Origin of the sequence: Micromonospora olivasterospora (assembly GCF_007830265.1) — a bacterium.
In the GTDB taxonomy this organism is placed as follows: Bacteria; Actinomycetota; Actinomycetes; order Mycobacteriales; family Micromonosporaceae; genus Micromonospora; species Micromonospora olivasterospora.
The window spans coordinates 1,535,903-1,552,051 of the sequence record NZ_VLKE01000001.1 but is presented as its reverse complement, the minus strand read 5'-3'; the positions used below and the strand labels follow the sequence as shown (position 1 = coordinate 1,552,051).

General features: G+C 73.9%; 18 protein-coding genes. 13 read left to right on the top strand and 5 right to left on the bottom strand.

Annotated elements, in window-relative coordinates; all coding sequences use genetic code 11:
• Window positions 1–16: 16 nt before the first annotated feature.
• Both JD77_RS06925 and JD77_RS06920 read left to right on the top strand, forming a co-directional pair.
• The gene (locus JD77_RS06925; RefSeq protein WP_145777451.1) at window positions 17–454 is read left to right on the top strand and encodes a hypothetical protein; all 438 of its coding nucleotides are present in this window, start codon (window positions 17–19) and stop codon (window positions 452–454) included.
• A gap of 79 nt (window positions 455–533) precedes the next feature.
• Window positions 534–998, top strand: a complete 465-nt coding sequence (locus JD77_RS06920) for a hypothetical protein (protein ID WP_145773547.1) — start codon at window positions 534–536, stop codon at window positions 996–998.
• Between the two features lie 13 nt (window positions 999–1,011).
• On the opposite strand, the gene JD77_RS06915 is transcribed toward JD77_RS06920, so the two are convergent.
• Window positions 1,012–1,968, bottom strand: coding sequence for a GNAT family N-acetyltransferase (locus JD77_RS06915; RefSeq protein WP_145773546.1), 957 nt, complete (start codon window positions 1,966–1,968; stop codon window positions 1,012–1,014).
• 80 nt (window positions 1,969–2,048) lie between these two features.
• Here JD77_RS06915 and fdxA point away from each other — a divergent pair, with 80 nt between their 5' ends.
• The 5 genes from fdxA to JD77_RS06890 all read left to right on the top strand — a co-directional run bounded on the left by fdxA (window position 2,049) and on the right by JD77_RS06890 (window position 6,086).
• Window positions 2,049–2,375 (top strand): ferredoxin, encoded by a 327-nt coding sequence (gene fdxA / locus JD77_RS06910; RefSeq protein WP_145773545.1) that lies wholly within the window; start codon window positions 2,049–2,051, stop codon window positions 2,373–2,375.
• Window positions 2,372–3,487: a succinyldiaminopimelate transaminase gene (dapC, locus tag JD77_RS06905; RefSeq protein WP_145777450.1), complete on the top strand. Its 1,116-nt coding sequence runs from the start codon at window positions 2,372–2,374 to the stop codon at window positions 3,485–3,487. Before fdxA ends, dapC begins: the two co-directional genes overlap by 4 nt.
• Before the next feature lie 246 nt (window positions 3,488–3,733).
• Window positions 3,734–4,741, top strand: a complete 1,008-nt coding sequence (locus JD77_RS06900; protein WP_145773544.1) for a prephenate dehydrogenase — start codon at window positions 3,734–3,736, stop codon at window positions 4,739–4,741.
• A 53-nt stretch (window positions 4,742–4,794) separates the two neighbouring features.
• Window positions 4,795–5,439 carry an SIMPL domain-containing protein gene (locus JD77_RS06895; protein ID WP_145773543.1) on the top strand — a complete coding sequence of 215 codons (645 nt, stop codon included), beginning with the start codon at window positions 4,795–4,797 and terminating at the stop codon, window positions 5,437–5,439.
• Window positions 5,439–6,086 (top strand): nucleoside/nucleotide kinase family protein, encoded by a 648-nt coding sequence (locus JD77_RS06890; protein ID WP_145773542.1) that lies wholly within the window; start codon window positions 5,439–5,441, stop codon window positions 6,084–6,086. The genes JD77_RS06895 and JD77_RS06890 overlap by 1 nt, the downstream gene beginning before the upstream one ends.
• Before the next feature lie 8 nt (window positions 6,087–6,094).
• Here the strand turns inward: JD77_RS06890 and JD77_RS06885 are convergent, their stop codons facing one another.
• A complete protein-coding gene (locus tag JD77_RS06885) occupies window positions 6,095–6,649 on the bottom strand; it encodes a sugar O-acetyltransferase (RefSeq protein ID WP_145773541.1) in 555 nt (184 codons plus the stop codon).
• A gap of 142 nt (window positions 6,650–6,791) precedes the next feature.
• Here JD77_RS06885 and JD77_RS06880 point away from each other — a divergent pair, with 142 nt between their 5' ends.
• The gene (locus JD77_RS06880) at window positions 6,792–10,145 is read left to right on the top strand and encodes a S8 family serine peptidase (protein WP_246140555.1); all 3,354 of its coding nucleotides are present in this window, start codon (window positions 6,792–6,794) and stop codon (window positions 10,143–10,145) included.
• Window positions 10,146–10,204: 59 nt separating this feature from the next.
• On the opposite strand, the gene JD77_RS06875 is transcribed toward JD77_RS06880, so the two are convergent.
• Window positions 10,205–10,423, bottom strand: coding sequence for a flavin reductase (locus JD77_RS06875; RefSeq protein WP_246140554.1), 219 nt, complete (start codon window positions 10,421–10,423; stop codon window positions 10,205–10,207).
• A gap of 518 nt (window positions 10,424–10,941) precedes the next feature.
• On the opposite strand from JD77_RS06875, the gene JD77_RS06870 reads away from it, so the two are divergent.
• Window positions 10,942–11,736 (top strand): helix-turn-helix domain-containing protein, encoded by a 795-nt coding sequence (locus JD77_RS06870; protein WP_281292086.1) that lies wholly within the window; start codon window positions 10,942–10,944, stop codon window positions 11,734–11,736.
• Entirely contained in the window at window positions 11,723–11,911 is a 189-nt protein-coding gene (locus JD77_RS06865) for a DUF397 domain-containing protein (protein WP_145773539.1), read from the top strand. The genes JD77_RS06870 and JD77_RS06865 overlap by 14 nt, the downstream gene beginning before the upstream one ends.
• Before the next feature lie 161 nt (window positions 11,912–12,072).
• Here JD77_RS06865 and dapD read toward each other — a convergent pair whose 3' ends face one another.
• Window positions 12,073–13,029 carry a 2,3,4,5-tetrahydropyridine-2,6-dicarboxylate N-succinyltransferase gene (gene dapD / locus JD77_RS06860; RefSeq protein ID WP_145773538.1) on the bottom strand — a complete coding sequence of 319 codons (957 nt, stop codon included), beginning with the start codon at window positions 13,027–13,029 and terminating at the stop codon, window positions 12,073–12,075.
• A gap of 23 nt (window positions 13,030–13,052) precedes the next feature.
• Here dapD and dapE point away from each other — a divergent pair, with 23 nt between their 5' ends.
• Window positions 13,053–14,126, top strand: coding sequence for a succinyl-diaminopimelate desuccinylase (dapE, locus tag JD77_RS06855; RefSeq protein ID WP_145773537.1), 1,074 nt, complete (start codon window positions 13,053–13,055; stop codon window positions 14,124–14,126).
• 166 nt (window positions 14,127–14,292) lie between these two features.
• Here the strand turns inward: dapE and JD77_RS31905 are convergent, their stop codons facing one another.
• Window positions 14,293–14,457, bottom strand: coding sequence for a hypothetical protein (locus JD77_RS31905; protein ID WP_170286388.1), 165 nt, complete (start codon window positions 14,455–14,457; stop codon window positions 14,293–14,295).
• Between the two features lie 165 nt (window positions 14,458–14,622).
• Here JD77_RS31905 and JD77_RS06850 point away from each other — a divergent pair, with 165 nt between their 5' ends.
• The gene (locus JD77_RS06850) at window positions 14,623–15,474 is read left to right on the top strand and encodes an LOG family protein (protein WP_145773536.1); all 852 of its coding nucleotides are present in this window, start codon (window positions 14,623–14,625) and stop codon (window positions 15,472–15,474) included.
• A gap of 4 nt (window positions 15,475–15,478) precedes the next feature.
• Window positions 15,479–16,024 carry an LOG family protein gene (locus JD77_RS06845; protein ID WP_145773535.1) on the top strand — a complete coding sequence of 182 codons (546 nt, stop codon included), beginning with the start codon at window positions 15,479–15,481 and terminating at the stop codon, window positions 16,022–16,024.
• The last annotated feature ends 125 nt before the right edge of the window (window positions 16,025–16,149 follow it).

The window sequence follows — 16,149 nt, the reverse complement described above, 5'->3', positions numbered from 1 at the left end:
GCTCCCCGCCGCGCCGATGTCGGTCGTCCCGCCGGAAGCCGCCCCGCCCGCGCCGGGCGGGCACCGGCGGCTGCTGGACGTGGCCCTGCGGGTGGCCGGCGGGGTGGTGGCCGTGGCCGCCGCAACGGTCACCGGCGTGCTGGAGCTGATCCTGTCCACCGTCCGGGTGGCCGGGCACCTGATCGGCGTGTCGGTGGCGGTGGCCGTGCTCGCCAACGTCGCGCTGGCGTGGTTCGCCCACGCGGCGGTCGGCCGCCGGTGGGCGTTGGCGCTGCCCGCGACGCCGTGGTTCGTGCTCATGGGCGCGGCGGCCGTGCGGACCCGCGAGGGGGATCTGCTGCTCTCCGGGGACAACTGGGTCGGCCTGGTGATGATCGTCGCGGGGGCGATGACGTTCGCGGTCATGGGTTTCCGACAGGTCCTCGCCCCGCCGCCGGTTCGTCGCGACGGGTGATGACGCGCTCGGCTCGCGGTGGTAGACATTCCTGCCAGGAGCCCGTCGGCGGGGCGGGCGGTGCGGCGGGAGGCGTGCGATGAAGGGTCGGTGGCGGGCGGTCGGCGTGCTCGCGGGTTCGCTGTTCGCGGTCAACGTGGTCGCCCGGGTGGTCATCAAGCTCGGTTTCGAGGGCGACGACAGCGCCGCCGACCGGGTCACGTGGGCGATGTTCCTCGCGATCGGGGTGGTCCTCGCCGTGACCGCGTTCCGCTGGGGGCAGGACCGCCCCGTGTCCCGCTGGGCCGGTGACGTGGCGGCCGCCGTGGCGATCGCGCTGCTGCTCACCGTCCTCGTCGGGCCGCTGCTGGTCGGGGCCAACCCGTTCGGCAACGGCGCGGGCACCTTCTTCCTCCAGGTCTGGCTCTACCTGGCGGCCACCGGGGCCGGCGTCCTGGTCGGCTTTCTCACCCTCACCGCGCTGGGCCGCGACCACCGCTCCGTGCAGCTCCAGCGGTACGCGGAGATCAAGGCGGCCAAGCCCCGCCGCCCGGTCCGCCGCTGACGCCCCGCCCGTCTCAGGGCCGCACCCGCGTCACGTACGTGTGGTGGGTGGCGAAGCCCAGCGACCGGTAGAGCGCCACGGCGGCGGTGTTGCGCTGCTCGACCTGGAGGAAGGCGTGGGTCGCCCCGAGCCCGGCACCCCAGTCCGTCAGGGCACGCAGGACCCGGGTGGCCAGGCCCTGCCGGCGCGCGTGCGGCAGCACCTCGATCAGGGTCAGGCCGAGCCATCGCCCCGCACCGGTGACGGTGCCGCGGCCGACGGCGAGCAGTTCGCCGTCCGCGTACACCTCGGCGAAGCGGACCCGGTCCACGGCGGTGAGCACGTGCCGGGCGGCGTCGGGCAGGCCCCCCTTGCGGCCGGCGGCGACCGCGAGCCAGTCGTCCGACGGCGCGGCGGCCAGCGCGACCGGGGGCAGGTCGGCGCGGGCCGGCGGGGCGGGCGGGAGCGCGGCCAGCGCCACGGTCTGCACCAGCACCGGCGGCCGGCCCGACCAGCCGCGCGCGTCCAGTTCGGCGCCGACCGGCGCGGCGAGCGGCAGCGGCGTGTTCACCATGGCGGGCTGCCCGCGCTCGGCGTACCAGCGCTCGACGGCGTCCAGCGCGGCCGGCAGCGGCCGGTCCGGGTCGCCGACCGGCAGCGCCGAGTTGGCCCGCCCGGTCCAGCCGTCGGCGCTGCGCAGCCGCCAGTCGCCCAGCCGACCCCGGTTCGGGGCCGGCCACGCCTCGTCGGCGGCGAGTTCCAGCGCCACCACCGCGGCCGCCGTCGGCCGCCGGGCCGCGGGCACCCGCTTGGCCCGGTGCACCTCGCCGACCGGCACCCGCAGCCGCCCCTGCTCGGTCACGAGTGTGACGTGGGTATCATTCAGCTCCACGAGTTCGCCGAGCGCGTCGGAGAACAGGGGCCGGCCTTCGTGAATCCCCACAATCCGCCGGACCACGATCCGGTGTCCCACATCCTGCTGTCGGAGCACGATCGACCCCCTCCCCGGCGAGATACTAGGCTCTTACCGGTCGCGGGTGATCGCGACGTGTCTTGCGGAGGAGAAGACCGGTGACATACATCATCGCCGAGCCCTGCGTGGATGTGCTCGACAAGGCATGCATCGAGGAGTGCCCGGTCGACTGCATCTACGAGGGAAACCGGATGCTCTACATCCACCCCGACGAGTGCGTCGACTGCGGTGCCTGTGAGCCGGTCTGCCCGGTCGAGGCGATCTTCTACGAGGACGACGTCCCGGAGCAGTGGAAGGACTACACCGGGGCCAACTACGAGTTCTTCGAGGACCTGGGCTCGCCCGGCGGCGCCTCGAAGCTCGGCAAGGTGGAGAAGGACGCGGCGTTCGTCGTCGCCCAGCCGCCGCGCGGAGAGGGCCACTGAACCGGCCCGCGCCGGTCTCGTCACGGCTGCCCGACTTCACCTGGGACGCCCTGGACGCCGCGGCCACCCTGGCCGCGGCGCACCCGGCGGGTCTCATCAACCTCTCGATGGGCACGCCGGTCGACCCGGTGCCCCCGGTGATCCGGCAGGCGCTGGCCGAGGCGTCCGACGCCCCCGGCTACCCGCTGACCGCCGGCACGCCCGCCCTGCGGGACGCCGTCGCGGCCTGGGTGGCCCGGGCCTGCGGCGTGGGCGTCGACGGCCTCGGTGTGCTGCCCACCATCGGCTCCAAGGAGCTGGTGGCCTGGCTGCCCACCCTCCTCGGCCTCGGCCCCGGTGACGTCGTCGTCGTGCCGTCGGTCTGCTACCCGACGTACGAGGACGGGGCGCGGATCGCCGGCGCCACCACCGTACGCACCGACTCACTGACCGCGCTCGGCCCCGACCCCCGGGTCCGCCTGGTCTGGGTGAACTCGCCCGGCAACCCGACCGGCCGGGTGCTGCCCGCCGGCCACATGCGCAAGGTGGTCGACTGGGCCCGCGAGCGCGGCGCCGTGGTGGCCAGCGACGAGTGCTACCTGCCGCTGGGCTGGTCGCCCGACGCCCAGCCGGTCTCGGTGCTCGCCCCGGAGGTCTGCGGCGGGTCGTACGACGGGGTGCTGGCGGTGCACTCGCTGTCCAAGCGGTCCAACCTGGCCGGCTACCGGGCCGGGTTCGTCGCGGGCGACCCGGCGCTGGTCGCCGAGCTGCTGAAGGTGCGCAAGCACGCCGGCATGATCGTCCCCGCCCCGGTGCAGGCGGCGATGATCGCCGCGCTCGCCGACGAGGGGCACGCCGACGCACAGCGGGAACGCTACCGGGGGCGACGGGAGCGGCTGCTGGCCGCGTTCACGGAGGCCGGCTTCACCGTCGAGCACTCCGAGGCCGGGCTCTACCTGTGGCTGACCCGGGGCGAGGACTGCTGGCGTACGGTCGACTGGCTGGCCCGGCGGGGCATCCTGGCCGCCGCCGGCGCCCTCTACGGCCCGGGCGGCGCCCAGCACGTCCGGGTGGCGCTGACCGAGTCCGACGCGAACATCGCGGCGGTCGCGGGGCGGCTCGCCCAACCCTGACCCGGCCAGCCGCCCGGCTTCGGGCGCCCCGGCCAGCCGGTCGGGGCGCCCGCGTCTGTCAGGCGTTGAGCAGGCGGCCATTGGGTCCTCCCCCTCCCCGTACGCCCACCGACCTGGTGGGCGGGGCAGGGACCGTACGGGGCGGACCTGCCGCCGGGCAACCGCGTCAGGGGGGCGCGGGCGCTATCCTCGGTCCCCGGGTCGGGGGAGTCCCGACTGTGCCGACCGAGACGCCGAGGTACGCCGATGGTGGACAGCCGCGCCCTGCGGGCCGCGGTGGTGGGCACCGGGCTCATCGGCGGCTCGGTGCTGCTGCGCCTGCACGAGCACGGGACGGACGTCACCGGCTGGGACCCGGACGACGCGACGCGCGCCGAGGGGCGGGCCCGCGGCCTGCGCTTCCCGGACGAGCTGGCCGACGCCGTCCGCGACCGGGACGTGGTGTTCCTCTGCGGCCCGCTGTCCACCCTGCCGGAGGCGCTGCGCACCGTGACCCGGCACACCAAACCCGGGTGCGTGGTCACCGACGTGGGCAGCACCAAGGGCGCGGTCGCCGCTCACGCGGCGACGTACGGGCTGACCGACCGGTTCGTGCCGGGGCACCCGATGGCGGGCATGGAGCGGGCCGGGCTGGGCGCCGCCGCACCGACGCTCTTCGACGGGGCGGCGTGGGTGCTCTGCCCGGCGGCGGCGGGAATGGCGGGTTTCCGCACGCTCGCCGCCCTGATCATCGACGTGTTCGCCGCGCGCGTCGTGCCGATGTCGCCGGACGTGCACGACGCGGTGGCGGCGCTGGCCTCGCACATCCCGCACCTGCTGGCCGGCAGCCTGGCCGGCGCCGTGGCCGGCACCGACCTCCGGGACGCCGTGCTGGGGCTGGCCGCCGGCAGCTTCCGCGACGGCACCCGGGTCGCCGGGACCCCGGCCACCCGGACGGCGGACATGCTGCTGAACAACCGCGAGCAGGTCCTCGCGCAGTTGGGCCGGGTGACCGGATTCCTCGACGAGCTGGCCGCCGCGCTGCGGGCCGACGACGCCGCCGCTTTGGTGGCGCACTACCGCCGGGCCCAGGGACTGCGGCTGGCCCTGCTCGACCGGGCGACGCGCCCCGCACCGCGCAGCTTCGCGCTCGGCGCGGACGTCGACGACGAGCTGGAGTACCTGCTGTCGCTCGGGTCGTCCGGCGGCTACCTGACGGCGTGCCGGGTGGCGGACGGCGAGGTCGCCTACACCGGGCACCTCCCTCCGGCCTGACGGGCGCGGAGGGAACCCTGTTGACGAGCGGGCCTCCTCGATAGGGTGAGGACATGGTGGACGGGCCGGTCGTGGCGGTGCGCGGTGAGGCGTACCGGGAGGTGCCTCCCGAGCTGGCCCGGTTCACGGTGACCGCGACGGCCCGGGACCGGGACCGGGAGACGACATTGACCCGGCTCGCCGAGCGGGCCGCCGCCGTGCGGGTGCTGCTGGACTCCGCCGAGCCGGCCGTGGAGCGGCGGGAGACCGGCGACCTGCGGGTGTGGCCGCAGACGCGGCGTTCCGGCGAGCGGGTCGTGGCCTGGCACGGCAGCGTCGCCACCACCGTCACCGTCACCGACTTCACCGCGCTGGGCGAGTTGATGCTCCGGCTGGCCGACCAGGACCAGGTCGAGGTGGCCGGCCCCTGGTGGGCGCTGCGCCCGGACAGCCCGGCGCACCGGGAGGCGCGGCACGCCGCGATCGCCGACGCGCTGCTCCGCGCCCGGGAGTACGCCGAGGCCCTGGGCGCCCGGGTCACGGCCCTGCTCAGTTTGGCCGACACCGGGGTGGGTCCGCAGCCGATGCTGGCGCGTGCCGCGTACGGCGGCGGCGCCATGGCCGGCGGGCCGCCGGAGCTGGAGCTCGACCCCCGCCCGCAGACGGTGCAGGCGGCGGTGGAGGCCCGCTTCTCGATCACCGCGCCGGTTCTCGGCTGATGCCCACCGCCCGGGTGCTGCCCGTCGCGGAACTGGTGGCGCGGGCTCGGGCCCTCGCCGTGGCCGGCCCCCGCCAACTGCTCGGGATCGCCGGGGCCCCCGGGGCCGGCAAGTCGACGCTGGCCGAGCGCGTCGTCGCCGCGGTGGGGCCGGCCGCCCGGCTGGTGCCGATGGACGGGTTCCACCTGGCCCAGGCCGAGCTGTGCCGCCTCGGCAGGGACGCCCGCAAGGGCGCCGTGGACACGTTCGACGTCGCCGGGTACGTGGCGCTGTTGCGCCGGTTGCGCCGGCCGGAGCCGACCTCGGTGTGGGCGCCCGAGTTCCGCCGGGACATCGAGGAGCCGGTCGCCGGGGCGATCGAGGTGCCGCCGGAGGTCCGGCTGGTGGTGACCGAGGGCAACTACCTGCTCCTGGCGGAGTACCCCTGGGACGAGGTGCGGACCCTGCTGCACGAGGCGTGGTTCCTCGACCTGGACGACGACCTGCGCCGGAGCCGCCTGGCGGCCCGCCACGAGGCGTACGGGCGGACGCCGGAACAGGCACGGGCCTGGGCGCTGGGCAGCGACGAGGCCAACGCGACCCTGGTGGCCGGCACGGCCGGCCGCGCCGACCTGGTGGTCCGGCTGGCCGAGCCCGCGCCGGCCTGACAGGCCTCTCAGGCCAGGTCGCGTACGACCCGGGCGGGGTTGCCCACCGCGACCACGTTCGCCGGCAGGTCGCGGGTCACCACGGCGCCCGCCCCGACGACGGTGTTGTCGCCGATGCTGACCCCGGCGAGGACGATCACCCCGCCGCCGAGCCAGACGTTGTCCCCGATGGTGATGGGCTTCGCCGCCTCCCACTTCTGCCGCCGGGGCTCGGGGTCGAGCGGGTGGGTGGCGGTCAGCAGCTGCACGTTCGGCCCGATCTGGGCGTCCGCGCCGATGGTGATCCGGGCGACGTCGAGGAAGACCGCGTTGAAGTTCACGAACCCGCGCGGGCCGAGGTGGATGTTCCAGCCGTAGTCGCAGTGGAACGGCGGCCGGACCCAGGTGTCCTCGCCGAGCGAGCCGAGCAGTTCGCCCAGCACGGCCAGCCGGCCCTCGGGGTCCGCCGCCGAGCCGCGGTTGAACGCCTCGGTGAGCCGGGCGGCCCGGTCCAGCTCGGCGCGTAGCTCGGGATCGTCGCGGTACAGCTCGCCGGCGAGCATCCGGTCCTTCATGGAGGTCACCGGAGCATCGTGCCCGATCCGTTCTCCATTGTGTACGAGATTCTCGTATTCAGGGGTTTCGCCGTGCATACCGAGTATGTAATTCTACTCTACGTCAATGTGTGGCTCTCGTCAGTGATAACGCCTCACCTAGGAGGATTCGTTGCACCGAAGAGGAAGAAAGCCCCTCGGCCTCGGCCTGGTCCTCGGCCTGCTACTTGCCGCCCCGCTGAGCGTGCCGGCAGTCGCGTCCCCGGCCGTCCCCGCCGCCGGTTCGAACAGCACCGCCCCGGCGGGGCCCGCGGCCGGTCGTCCGTCCACCGTCACCCTGGTCACCGGCGACCGGGTCACCCTCACCGCCTCGGGCGCGGTCAGCGTCCGCCCCGGCGCCGGTCGGGACGGGCTGCGGTTCCTGGTCCAGCGGGCCGCCGGGCGCGTCGACGTGCTGCCCCAGGACGCGCTGCCGCTGCTGCGGTCCGGCCGGGTGGACCGGCGGCTGTTCGACGTCACCGGGCTGGTCGAGGCCGGCTACGACGACGCCCACCGGGACATCCTGCCGCTGCTGGTGTCGTACCGGTCGGGTGCGGCCCGGCGGGCCGTGGCCGCGATCGACGGCGCCCGGGTGACCCGGGAGCTGCCGGCCATCGGCGGCGCGGCCGTGGCCGCCGAGAAGGCCCGGGCCGGCGCGGTCTGGGGCGCGGTGACCACCGGCCGGGCGGGGGCCCGGGTCGACACGGCGGGGGGTGTCGACCGGCTCTGGCTGGACAGCAGGCGCCAGGTCACGCTCGACCACAGCGTGCCGCAGATCGGCGCACCCGCCGCGCACTCGGCCGGGTTCACCGGCCGGGGCGTCTCGGTCGCGGTGCTGGACACCGGGGTCGACGGCGACCACCCCGACTTCGCCGGCCGGATCGGGGAGTCCCGCAACTTCACCGAGGAGGCGGAGCCGGGCGACATCGTCGGGCACGGCACCCACGTCGCCTCGATCATCGCCGGCAGCGGAGCGGCGTCGGGCGGGAAGTACCGGGGCGTGGCCCCGGACGCGACCCTGCTCTCCGGGAAGGTGTGCGAGGTCAACGGCTGCCCCGAGTCGGCCATCCTGGCCGGCATGCAGTGGGCCGCCGTGGAGAAGCGCGCCAGGGTGGTCAACCTGAGCCTCGGCGGGTCGGACACCCCGGACGTGGACCCGCTGGAGCAGGCGGTGCAGTCCCTCACCGAGCAGACCGGCGCCCTCTTCGTCATCGCCGCCGGCAACGCCGGCGGCTTCGCTCCGGTCAGCTCGCCGGCCAGCGCCGACGCGGCCCTGGCGGTCGGTGCCGTCGGCCGGGACGACGAACTCGCCGACTTCTCCAGCCGGGGTCCGCGCGTCGGCGACGACGCCCTCAAGCCGGACGTCACCGCCCCGGGTGTGGAGATCGTCGCCGCCCGGGCGGCCGGCAGCGACCTCGGCGCACCGGTCGGCGAGCGGTACATGACGCTCTCCGGCACCTCCATGGCCACCCCGCACGCCGCCGGCGCGGTGGCGCTGCTCGCCCAGCAGCACCCCGACTGGCGGGCCGGCGCGCTCAAGGCGACCCTGATGGGCGCGGCAGAGCCCCACCCGGGGCAGACCGCGTACGAGCAGGGCGCGGGCCGGATCGACCTGGCCCGGGCGATCACGCAGCGGGTCTCCAGCGATCCGGTCAGCGTGTCGTTCGGCCGGGCGCTGTGGCCGCACGGCGACGACGAGCCGATCACGCGCACGGTCACCTGGCGCAACGATGGCGACGCCCCGGTCACCCTCGACCTCTCGGTGGAGGCGACCGGGCCGGACGGCCAGCCCGCCCCGGCCGGAGCGTTCCGGCTCGGCGCGTCCACTGTCACCGTCCCGGCGGGCGGCCAGGCGCAGGCCACGGTCACCGCGGACACGCGGGTCGACGGCCCGGACGGCTACTACACCGGCCGGATCGTGGCCCGGTCCGGGACGGCCGTGGCGGTCACCCCGGTCGCCGTGCACCGTGAGGTGGAGAGCTACGACATCACGATCAGCCACCTCGACCGCAACGGCTCGCCCACCGGCGACTACGGGACCACCCTGGCCGCCCTGGACGGCTTCGCGTTCCCCTACGACGTCTACGACGCCGACGGCACGGCCACGGTCCGTGTCCCCAAAGGCCGGTACGGGCTGTTCAGCTACCTGTTCCACCTCGACGCCGGGGAGTTCGTCGGCGCCACCGCGCTCAGCCAGCCCGAGCTGGTGGTCGACCGGCCGCTCCGGCTCACCGTGGACGCCCGCACCGCCAAGCCGGTCGTGACCACCGTGCCGCAACGCGGCGCGACCCCGCTGCTGGTCGACGTCAGCTCGGTCTTCTACGGCGCCGACCAGAGCGTCTACTCGTTCGGTCTCTGGAACGACGGCTTCGAGGGCCTGACCGTCGGCCAGCTCGGCCCGGACAGCACGCCCGAGGCGTTCGTCAGCACGATCGGCAGCCAGTGGGTCGACCGGGAGGCGGACAGCAGCCCCTACCTGTACGCGCTGCTGGAGGCGTTCCCCGGCCGGATGCCGACCGGCTACGAGCGGCACTACCGCAGCCGGGACCTCGCCACGGTCGTGCACACCTTCCGGGACGCGTACCCCGGGCTGGAGGCCGAGCGGGCCGTGATGGGCGAGCCCGAGTACAACACGGGCGGATCCGCCGTGGTGCTGCCCACCGCGCCCGGCCGGCGGGTGGAGCACTACAACACGACCGGCGTGCGGTGGAGCAGCGAGACGGTGTACGGCACCCGGGACGCCGACGGCTGGCTGGAGCCGGAGGCCGTGTTGCTCAGCCCGCTCACCGCGTACCGGGCCGGGCGGAGGTCCCACGAGACGTGGGGTGCAGCGCCGTACGGGCCGTCCTTCCCGGTCCGGCGCTGGGGGCACGAGGGCATCACCCGCGCTGGCGACACGATCGTGGTCGACCTGCCGGTGCACAGCGACGCGGCGGGACACCCGGGCGGGTCGCGCAACGACTCCGAGCGGACCGCGCTGTACCGCGACGGCGAGCTGGTCGGGGAGAGCCCGAACGCCGGGTACGGCGCCTTCGCGGTGCCGCCGGGCGCGGCAAACTACCGGCTGGAGGTCTCGGCAAAGCGTGGCTTCACCGACCTCAGCACCGAGGTCAGCAGCGTCTGGACGTTCCGGTCCAAGCACGTCGCCGGCGACGACTACGTCCCGCAGCCGGCGATGGCGGTGCGTTTCGCCCCGCCGCTGCGCGCCGACAACAGCGCCCCGGCGGGCCGGACGTTCGTCGTACCGGTGGCGGTCGAGCGGCAGCCCGGCTCGCCGGCGGCCAGGGTCGCCGCACTGACCGTCGACGTCTCGTACGACGGCGGCCGGACCTGGCGCAAGGCGGCGCTGCACCGGACGGGCCCCGGCTGGGCGGCAACTGTCCAGCACCCGGCCGGCGCCGGTCACGTCACGCTGCGGGCCACCGCGAAGGACACCGCCGGCAACACCGTCACCACGCGGATCATCCAGGCGTACCGCCTGCGGTGACCCGGCGCCCGGGCCCGGCGGGGCGCTCCCGCCGGGCCCGGACATCCCCGCACCCGGGCTCAGTTTCGGGTCCTGGCCCAGGTGATGAACCGGTCCGTGAGGTCGGGGACGTGGTGGGAGTTGAGCTTGGCGAGCTGGTCGCGCGCCTCGGCCATCAGCCCACTGAGGTAGATCAGCAGGGATGTCCGGTTGCCCTGGTACTCGCTGAGCAGGGACAGCCGAGCCGGTTGACAGGGCCACTCCGCGCCGCAGTTGCGACACCGCCACAGCGGGCGCATCGGGAGATGCGGACGGGACGGTCTCATCGTCGCAGCCTCAGCGCCGTCGCCCGCGCGTCGGAGTCGGTGAGGGGCAGGAACCACAGGAACCGCTTGACGATCTTCACCAGCGCCCCCGGTTCGCCCGCCACTCCTGGGCCGGGGTGAGCCGGCCGGCGCGGCCGGGGTCGCAGGCCGGGAAGACGTCGGTCGACTGCGTCATCCAGTCCGGCAGACACCTGCCGCGCTGCCGTCTGGGCAGCGACGGCGGGGCCTCGGTACGACATCGGAACCAGCGGATACGCACAACGACCTCCTCGGGTGGTTGGAAGGGGCCGCCCCGCACGGGGAGAGACGGGGCGACCCCGGCTGAAGCCCGCCCCGGTCCATCTCGGCGTGGAGCGAGCCTGCCTGCGTGACAGTCTTGTGAGGACACCACTACTGTCGGAAGGCATCGAGCCTGGTCACGGCGGGCTGTCGAAGGTGGGCCGCCGTGCAGGAATGGCGAGTAAAGCTCACAAAATTACTGTGGAGTTGCTGTGGAAGAGTCGACCGTCGATTTGATTCGTGCTCAGCTTCGCCGGATGCGTACCAACGCCGGCCTGAGTCAGGAAGAGTTCGGCCGCCTGGTCCACTACTCGGCCTCGATGGTGTCTGCCGTCGAGACCGGCTCACGACCGCTCGATCGTGCGCTCCTCGGCCGGGTTGACGAGGTGCTGAAGACGGGCGGCCTTTTCACGGCTCTGCTGAAGATGGCCGAACGGGATCGGGAACCCTCCTGGTTCAAGCCCTGGCTGGAAGCTGAACGGGCGGCCAAGCAACTCCGGTACTTCAATCCCACCCTGGTTCCCGGCCTGCTCCAGACGGCCAACTACGCCCGCGCGGTACTGCGCTTCGACGACACCCGGCCCGAAGAGGAGGTGGAGAAGCAGGTCGCCTCCCGTCTGGAACGGCAGGAGATTCTGAGCCGTGAGCGACCACCCCAGGTTATTGCCGTTATCGATGAAACCGCTCTGCGCCGCCGCGACGCGATCATGGCTGAACAGCTCGCGCACCTACTGCGGATGGCCGAACTGCCCCACATCCACATTCATGTCATTCCGCTCGATGCCGGCTTGCATGTCGGACTGTCGGGTCCGCTGGCCTTGGCCCGTTCCGTGGACGGCGGCTGGGTAGGGCACCTGGAGAACCAGCTTTCCGGCCTCGTCGTGGATGGCGAGGATGGCATGGCTACGCTCCTGGCTCGGTGGGAGAGCGTGCGGGGCGTAGCCTTGCCGCAGAACCTGTCGGTTGCTCTGATGAAGGAAGTTGAGAGCCAGCATGGACCTCAGTAGCGCGAAGTGGAAGAAGTCCACCCGCAGCGGCACCAGCGGTGGCGACTGCGTCGAGGTGGCCGACAACCTGCGCGACGTGGTGGCCGTCCGCGACAGCAAGGACCCGGCCGGCCCGGTGCTCACCTTCGCCCCGCAGACCTGGCGCTCGTTCCTGGAGTTCGCGAAACAGTCCTGAGCCGAACGAAGAAGCCCTCAGCGAGCTGCTGAGGGCTTCTGCCGTACCCGGGCAGAGCCGGCCGGACTCCGCGATGTCGGCGACATGGCGGGGTCATTGCCGACCGGACCCCGCGATGTCGGCGACGTGGCGGGGTCAACGCCGACCGGACCGCCCGCCGGTCAGTCGTTGGCGTGCAGGGCTGCGTTGAGTTCGATGCCCCGGCCCGTGCGGGGGCGGGCCTCCAGGGCGCCGGTCACCGAGTTGCGCCAGAACAGCAGGCCGTCCACGCCGGAGAGGTCGCGGGCCTTCACCACCCGCCCGTCCGGCAGGCTGATCTTGGACGCGGCGGTGATGTAGCAGCCGGCCTCGACCACGCAGTCGTCGCCGAGGGAGATGCCGACGCCGGCGTTCGCGCCGATCAGGCTCCGCTGGCCGATGCTGACCCGCTCGGTGCCGCCGCCGGACAGGGTGCCCATGATCGACGCGCCGCCGCCGATGTCGGAGCCGTCGCCGACCACCACACCCTGCACGATCCGGCCCTCGACCATCGAGGTGCCGAGGGTGCCGGCGTTGAAGTTGACGAAGCCCTCGTGCATCACGGTGGTGCCGGCGGCCAGGTGCGCGCCGAGCCGGACCCGGTCCGCGTCCGCGATCCGCACCCCGGACGGGACCACGTAGTCGGTCATCCGGGGGAACTTGTCGACCCCGTACACGGCAAGGTGGCGGCCCGCGGCCCGCTCGATCACCCGCAGCTCGTCCACCCGCTCCGGCGGGCACGGTCCGGCCGACGTCCAGGCCACGTTCGCCAGCTTGCCGAAGATGCCGTCGAGGTTCAGCTCGTTGGGCCGCACCAGGCGGTGGGACAGCAGGTGCAACCGCAGGTACGCGTCGGTCGCGTCCTTGATCGGGTCGGCCAGCGAGCCGATCTCGGTCACCACCACCGCCGTACGCAGACCGGGCAGCGCCCGCTCGCCGATCGCGCCGGGCGGCAGGTCGAGTACGTCGGCCTGGTCCTCGCCGGGCACCAGCGGCAGCGCGCCGAGGCCGAGCTTCCCGGTCGGGTACCAGGTGTCGAGCACCTGGTCGTCAGCGGTAACGGTGGCCAGGCCGATGCCCCAGGCAGATTCGGTCGTCACGTCAAAACGGTACCGTGCGAATCATGGAGAACCCGCTGACCCCCGAGGTCCTGGCCGATCCGGTGGCACTGACCCGCGCGCTCGTCGACATTGAGTCCGTCTCCCTCGACGAGAAGGCGATCGCCGACTGCGTGGAGGAGGTGCTGCGCCGGGTACCGCACCTGACCACCTACCGGTACGGCAACACCGTCATGGCGCGTACCAACCTCGGGCGGGCCACGCGGGTGGTGCTCGCCGGGCACCTCGACACCGTCCCGCTGAACAACAACTTCCCGTCGACGATGCGCGGGGACCTGATGTACGGCTGCGGCACCTCGGACATGAAGTCCGGGGTGGCGTACGCGCTGCACCTGGCGGTGACCCTGCCCGAGCCGAGGTACGACGTGACGTACTTCTTCTACGAGGCCGAGGAGATCGAGTCGAAGTACAACGGTCTGTTCCTCGTCGCCGAGGCGCACCCGGAGTGGCTCCAGGCCGACTTCGCCGTGCTGCTCGAGCCGACGTACGGGATCGTGGAGGCCGGCTGCCAGGGCACCATGCGCGCCATGGTGACCACCACGGGCGTCCGCGCCCACTCGGCGCGTTCCTGGCACGGCGTGAACGCCATCCACGCCGCCGGTGAGGTGCTGCGCCGCCTGACGGCGTACGAGGCGCGCCGGGTCACCATCGACGGCTGCGAGTACCGCGAGGGCATGAACGCGGTCCGGATCCACGGCGGCGTCGCCGGCAACGTGGTGCCGGACCGGTGCGAGATCGAGGTGAACTACCGGTTCGCGCCGGACCGGAGCCCGGCCGAGGCCGAGGCGCACCTGCGGGAGGTCTTCGCCGGCTTCGACCTGACGGTGACGGACATGGCGGCCGGGGCGGCGCCCGGGCTGGAGGCGGCCCCGGCGCGGGAGTTCCTGGCGGCGGTCGGCGCCGCGCCGATCGGCAAGCTGGGCTGGACGGACGTGGCCCGGTTCGCCGCGATGGGCATTCCCGCCCTGAACTTCGGCCCGGGCGACCCCAACCTGGCCCACCACCCCGACGAGCACGTCGAGATCAGCAAGATCCGCGACGGTGCCGCCACCCTGCACCGCTGGCTCGCCCCCGCCTGAGCCGTCGGCGTACGCGGCGGGGCCCCTCCCCGCGACGGCGAAGGCCCGCGTCGCCGGCGGTCGGTGACGCGGGCCTCCGTCTCTGCCGCTGCAACGGGTGGCCAGAGCCGCCAGGATCGCCGTCGCTCGCAGGTCCGCGGGCCGTCAGGCCCCACGGGCGGTGCCGTCAGGCGGTGGTGGTCAGGGACGAATCGGCACGGGCGTCGGCCGGGTCGCCGGTGTGGCCGTGAATCTCGGCCTCCTGCCGGGCGCGGCGGCGCTCGGCCACCACGTCGCGGATCCGCCGCTGCATCTGGCGACGGATCCGGATCATCTCGCTGTTGCTGATCACGCTTGCTCCTCCCCCGAAGGCGCACCCCGGGGCATACCCGGTATGTGAATTCTAAGACGCACGTGCGACCGAATTAGTTGCCCCGCTCCCCGGAAATTTCTTCAGTGCGGCCGCGTCGCGCCGGTGCCGGGCCGGGCTGGCGGCCCTCCACTACGGTTGACTCCCATGAGCGACAGCAACGGTCGGGCGCCGGGCCGTGATCCCGGCCGGACGCGGCACCGGGGCGCCGTCACGCTGCGCCGCGGCGCCATCCCGAGCAGCACCGCCGACCAGCGGCTGCTGGACTCCCGGGGCCGCGGCGACTGGAAGACCAGGGACGCCTGGCGGGCGCTGCGCATCCTGTCGGAGTTCGTGGAGGGGTTCGACACCCTGGCCGACCTGCCGCCCGCGGTCAGCGTCTTCGGCTCCGCCCGGAGCATGCCGGACAGCCCGGAGTGCCGGCTGGCCGAGCAGGTGGGCGCGGCCCTGGCCCGGGCCGGGTACGCGGTGATCACCGGCGGCGGGCCGGGAGTGATGGAGGCGGCCAACCGGGGCGCCAGCGAGGCCGGCGGGCTCTCCGTGGGGCTCGGCATCGAGCTGCCGTTCGAGCAGGGGCTCAACGACTGGGTCGACCTGGCCATCGACTTCCGCTACTTCTTCGCCCGCAAGACCATGTTCGTCAAGTACGCCCAGGCGTTCGTCGTGCTGCCCGGTGGCTTCGGCACGATGGACGAGCTGTTCGAGGCGCTGACCCTGGTGCAGACCGGCAAGGTCACCCGGTTCCCGGTGGTGCTGATGGGCGTCGACTACTGGCGCGGCCTGCTCGACTGGCTGCGCGACACGATGGCCGTCGACGGGAAGATCGGGCCGGTCGACCTGGAGCTGATCCGCCTCACCGACGACGTCGACGCGGCGGTACGGCACATCGTGGCGGCCGAGGCGGCGCTCTCCGCCGAGCAGGAGGCGATCCGCGAGGAGGCCGTGGCGCGTACCGAGGCGGACCAGCGGGCCGCCGCCGAGCAGGGCGGGGAGGGCTGATCCGGTGGCGGCGATCTGCGTGTTCTGCGCGTCTTCCCGTACGCTCGACCAGCGCTGGCTGGACCTCGCCGCCGAGGCGGGCGCGGAGATCGCCCGCCGCGGCCACACGCTGGTCAGCGGGGGCGGCTGCGTCGGGATGATGGGCGCCGTGGCGGACGGGGCGCGGACGGCCGGCGGTCCGACCCTCGGGGTGATCCCGCAGGCGCTGGTCGACCTGGAGGTGGCCGACCTCGCCTCGGACGACTTGCTGGTCACCGCCGGGATGGCCGACCGCAAGACGCTGATGATCGACAAGTCGGACGCGTTCCTCACGCTGCCCGGCGGGCTCGGCACGCTCGACGAGCTGTTCGAGGTGTGGACCACCGCCACCCTCACCATGCACGCCAAGCCGATGGTGCTGGTCGACGCCGACGGCTTCTACCGGCCCCTGCTGGACTGGCTCGCCACGCTGGCCGACCGCAACTTCCTCAAGCCGGCCGGCCTCAGCCTGCTCACGGTCGTCGACTCGATCCCAGCCGCCCTGGACACCCTGGAATCCCACCTGACCTGACCCCGCCCCCACCCACCCCACCCCACCCCACCCCACCGGCCCGCCCCCGGCCCGGCCTGGCCGGCCTGGCCCGGCCTGGCCCGGCCTGGCCCGGCCTGGCCCGGCCTGGCCCGGCCTGGCCCGGC

Bases quoted from the DNA above. Each gene is read 5' to 3' on its own strand.
- JD77_RS06865 (WP_145773539.1), top strand. From the start codon at position 11,723: ATGGACCTCAGTAGCGCGAAGTGGAAGAAGTCCACCCGCAGCGGCACC.
- JD77_RS06900 (WP_145773544.1), top strand. From the start codon at position 3,734: ATGGTGGACAGCCGCGCCCTGCGGGCCGCGGTGGTGGGCACCGGGCTC.
- JD77_RS06925 (WP_145777451.1), top strand. From the start codon at position 17: ATGTCGGTCGTCCCGCCGGAAGCCGCCCCGCCCGCGCCGGGCGGGCAC.
- JD77_RS06895 (WP_145773543.1), top strand. From the start codon at position 4,795: ATGGTGGACGGGCCGGTCGTGGCGGTGCGCGGTGAGGCGTACCGGGAG.
- JD77_RS06890 (WP_145773542.1), top strand. From the start codon at position 5,439: ATGCCCACCGCCCGGGTGCTGCCCGTCGCGGAACTGGTGGCGCGGGCT.
- dapE (WP_145773537.1), top strand. From the start codon at position 13,053: ATGGAGAACCCGCTGACCCCCGAGGTCCTGGCCGATCCGGTGGCACTG.
- JD77_RS06875 (WP_246140554.1), bottom strand. From the start codon at position 10,423: ATGCGCCCGCTGTGGCGGTGTCGCAACTGCGGCGCGGAGTGGCCCTGT.
- JD77_RS06920 (WP_145773547.1), top strand. From the start codon at position 534: ATGAAGGGTCGGTGGCGGGCGGTCGGCGTGCTCGCGGGTTCGCTGTTC.
- JD77_RS06850 (WP_145773536.1), top strand. From the start codon at position 14,623: ATGAGCGACAGCAACGGTCGGGCGCCGGGCCGTGATCCCGGCCGGACG.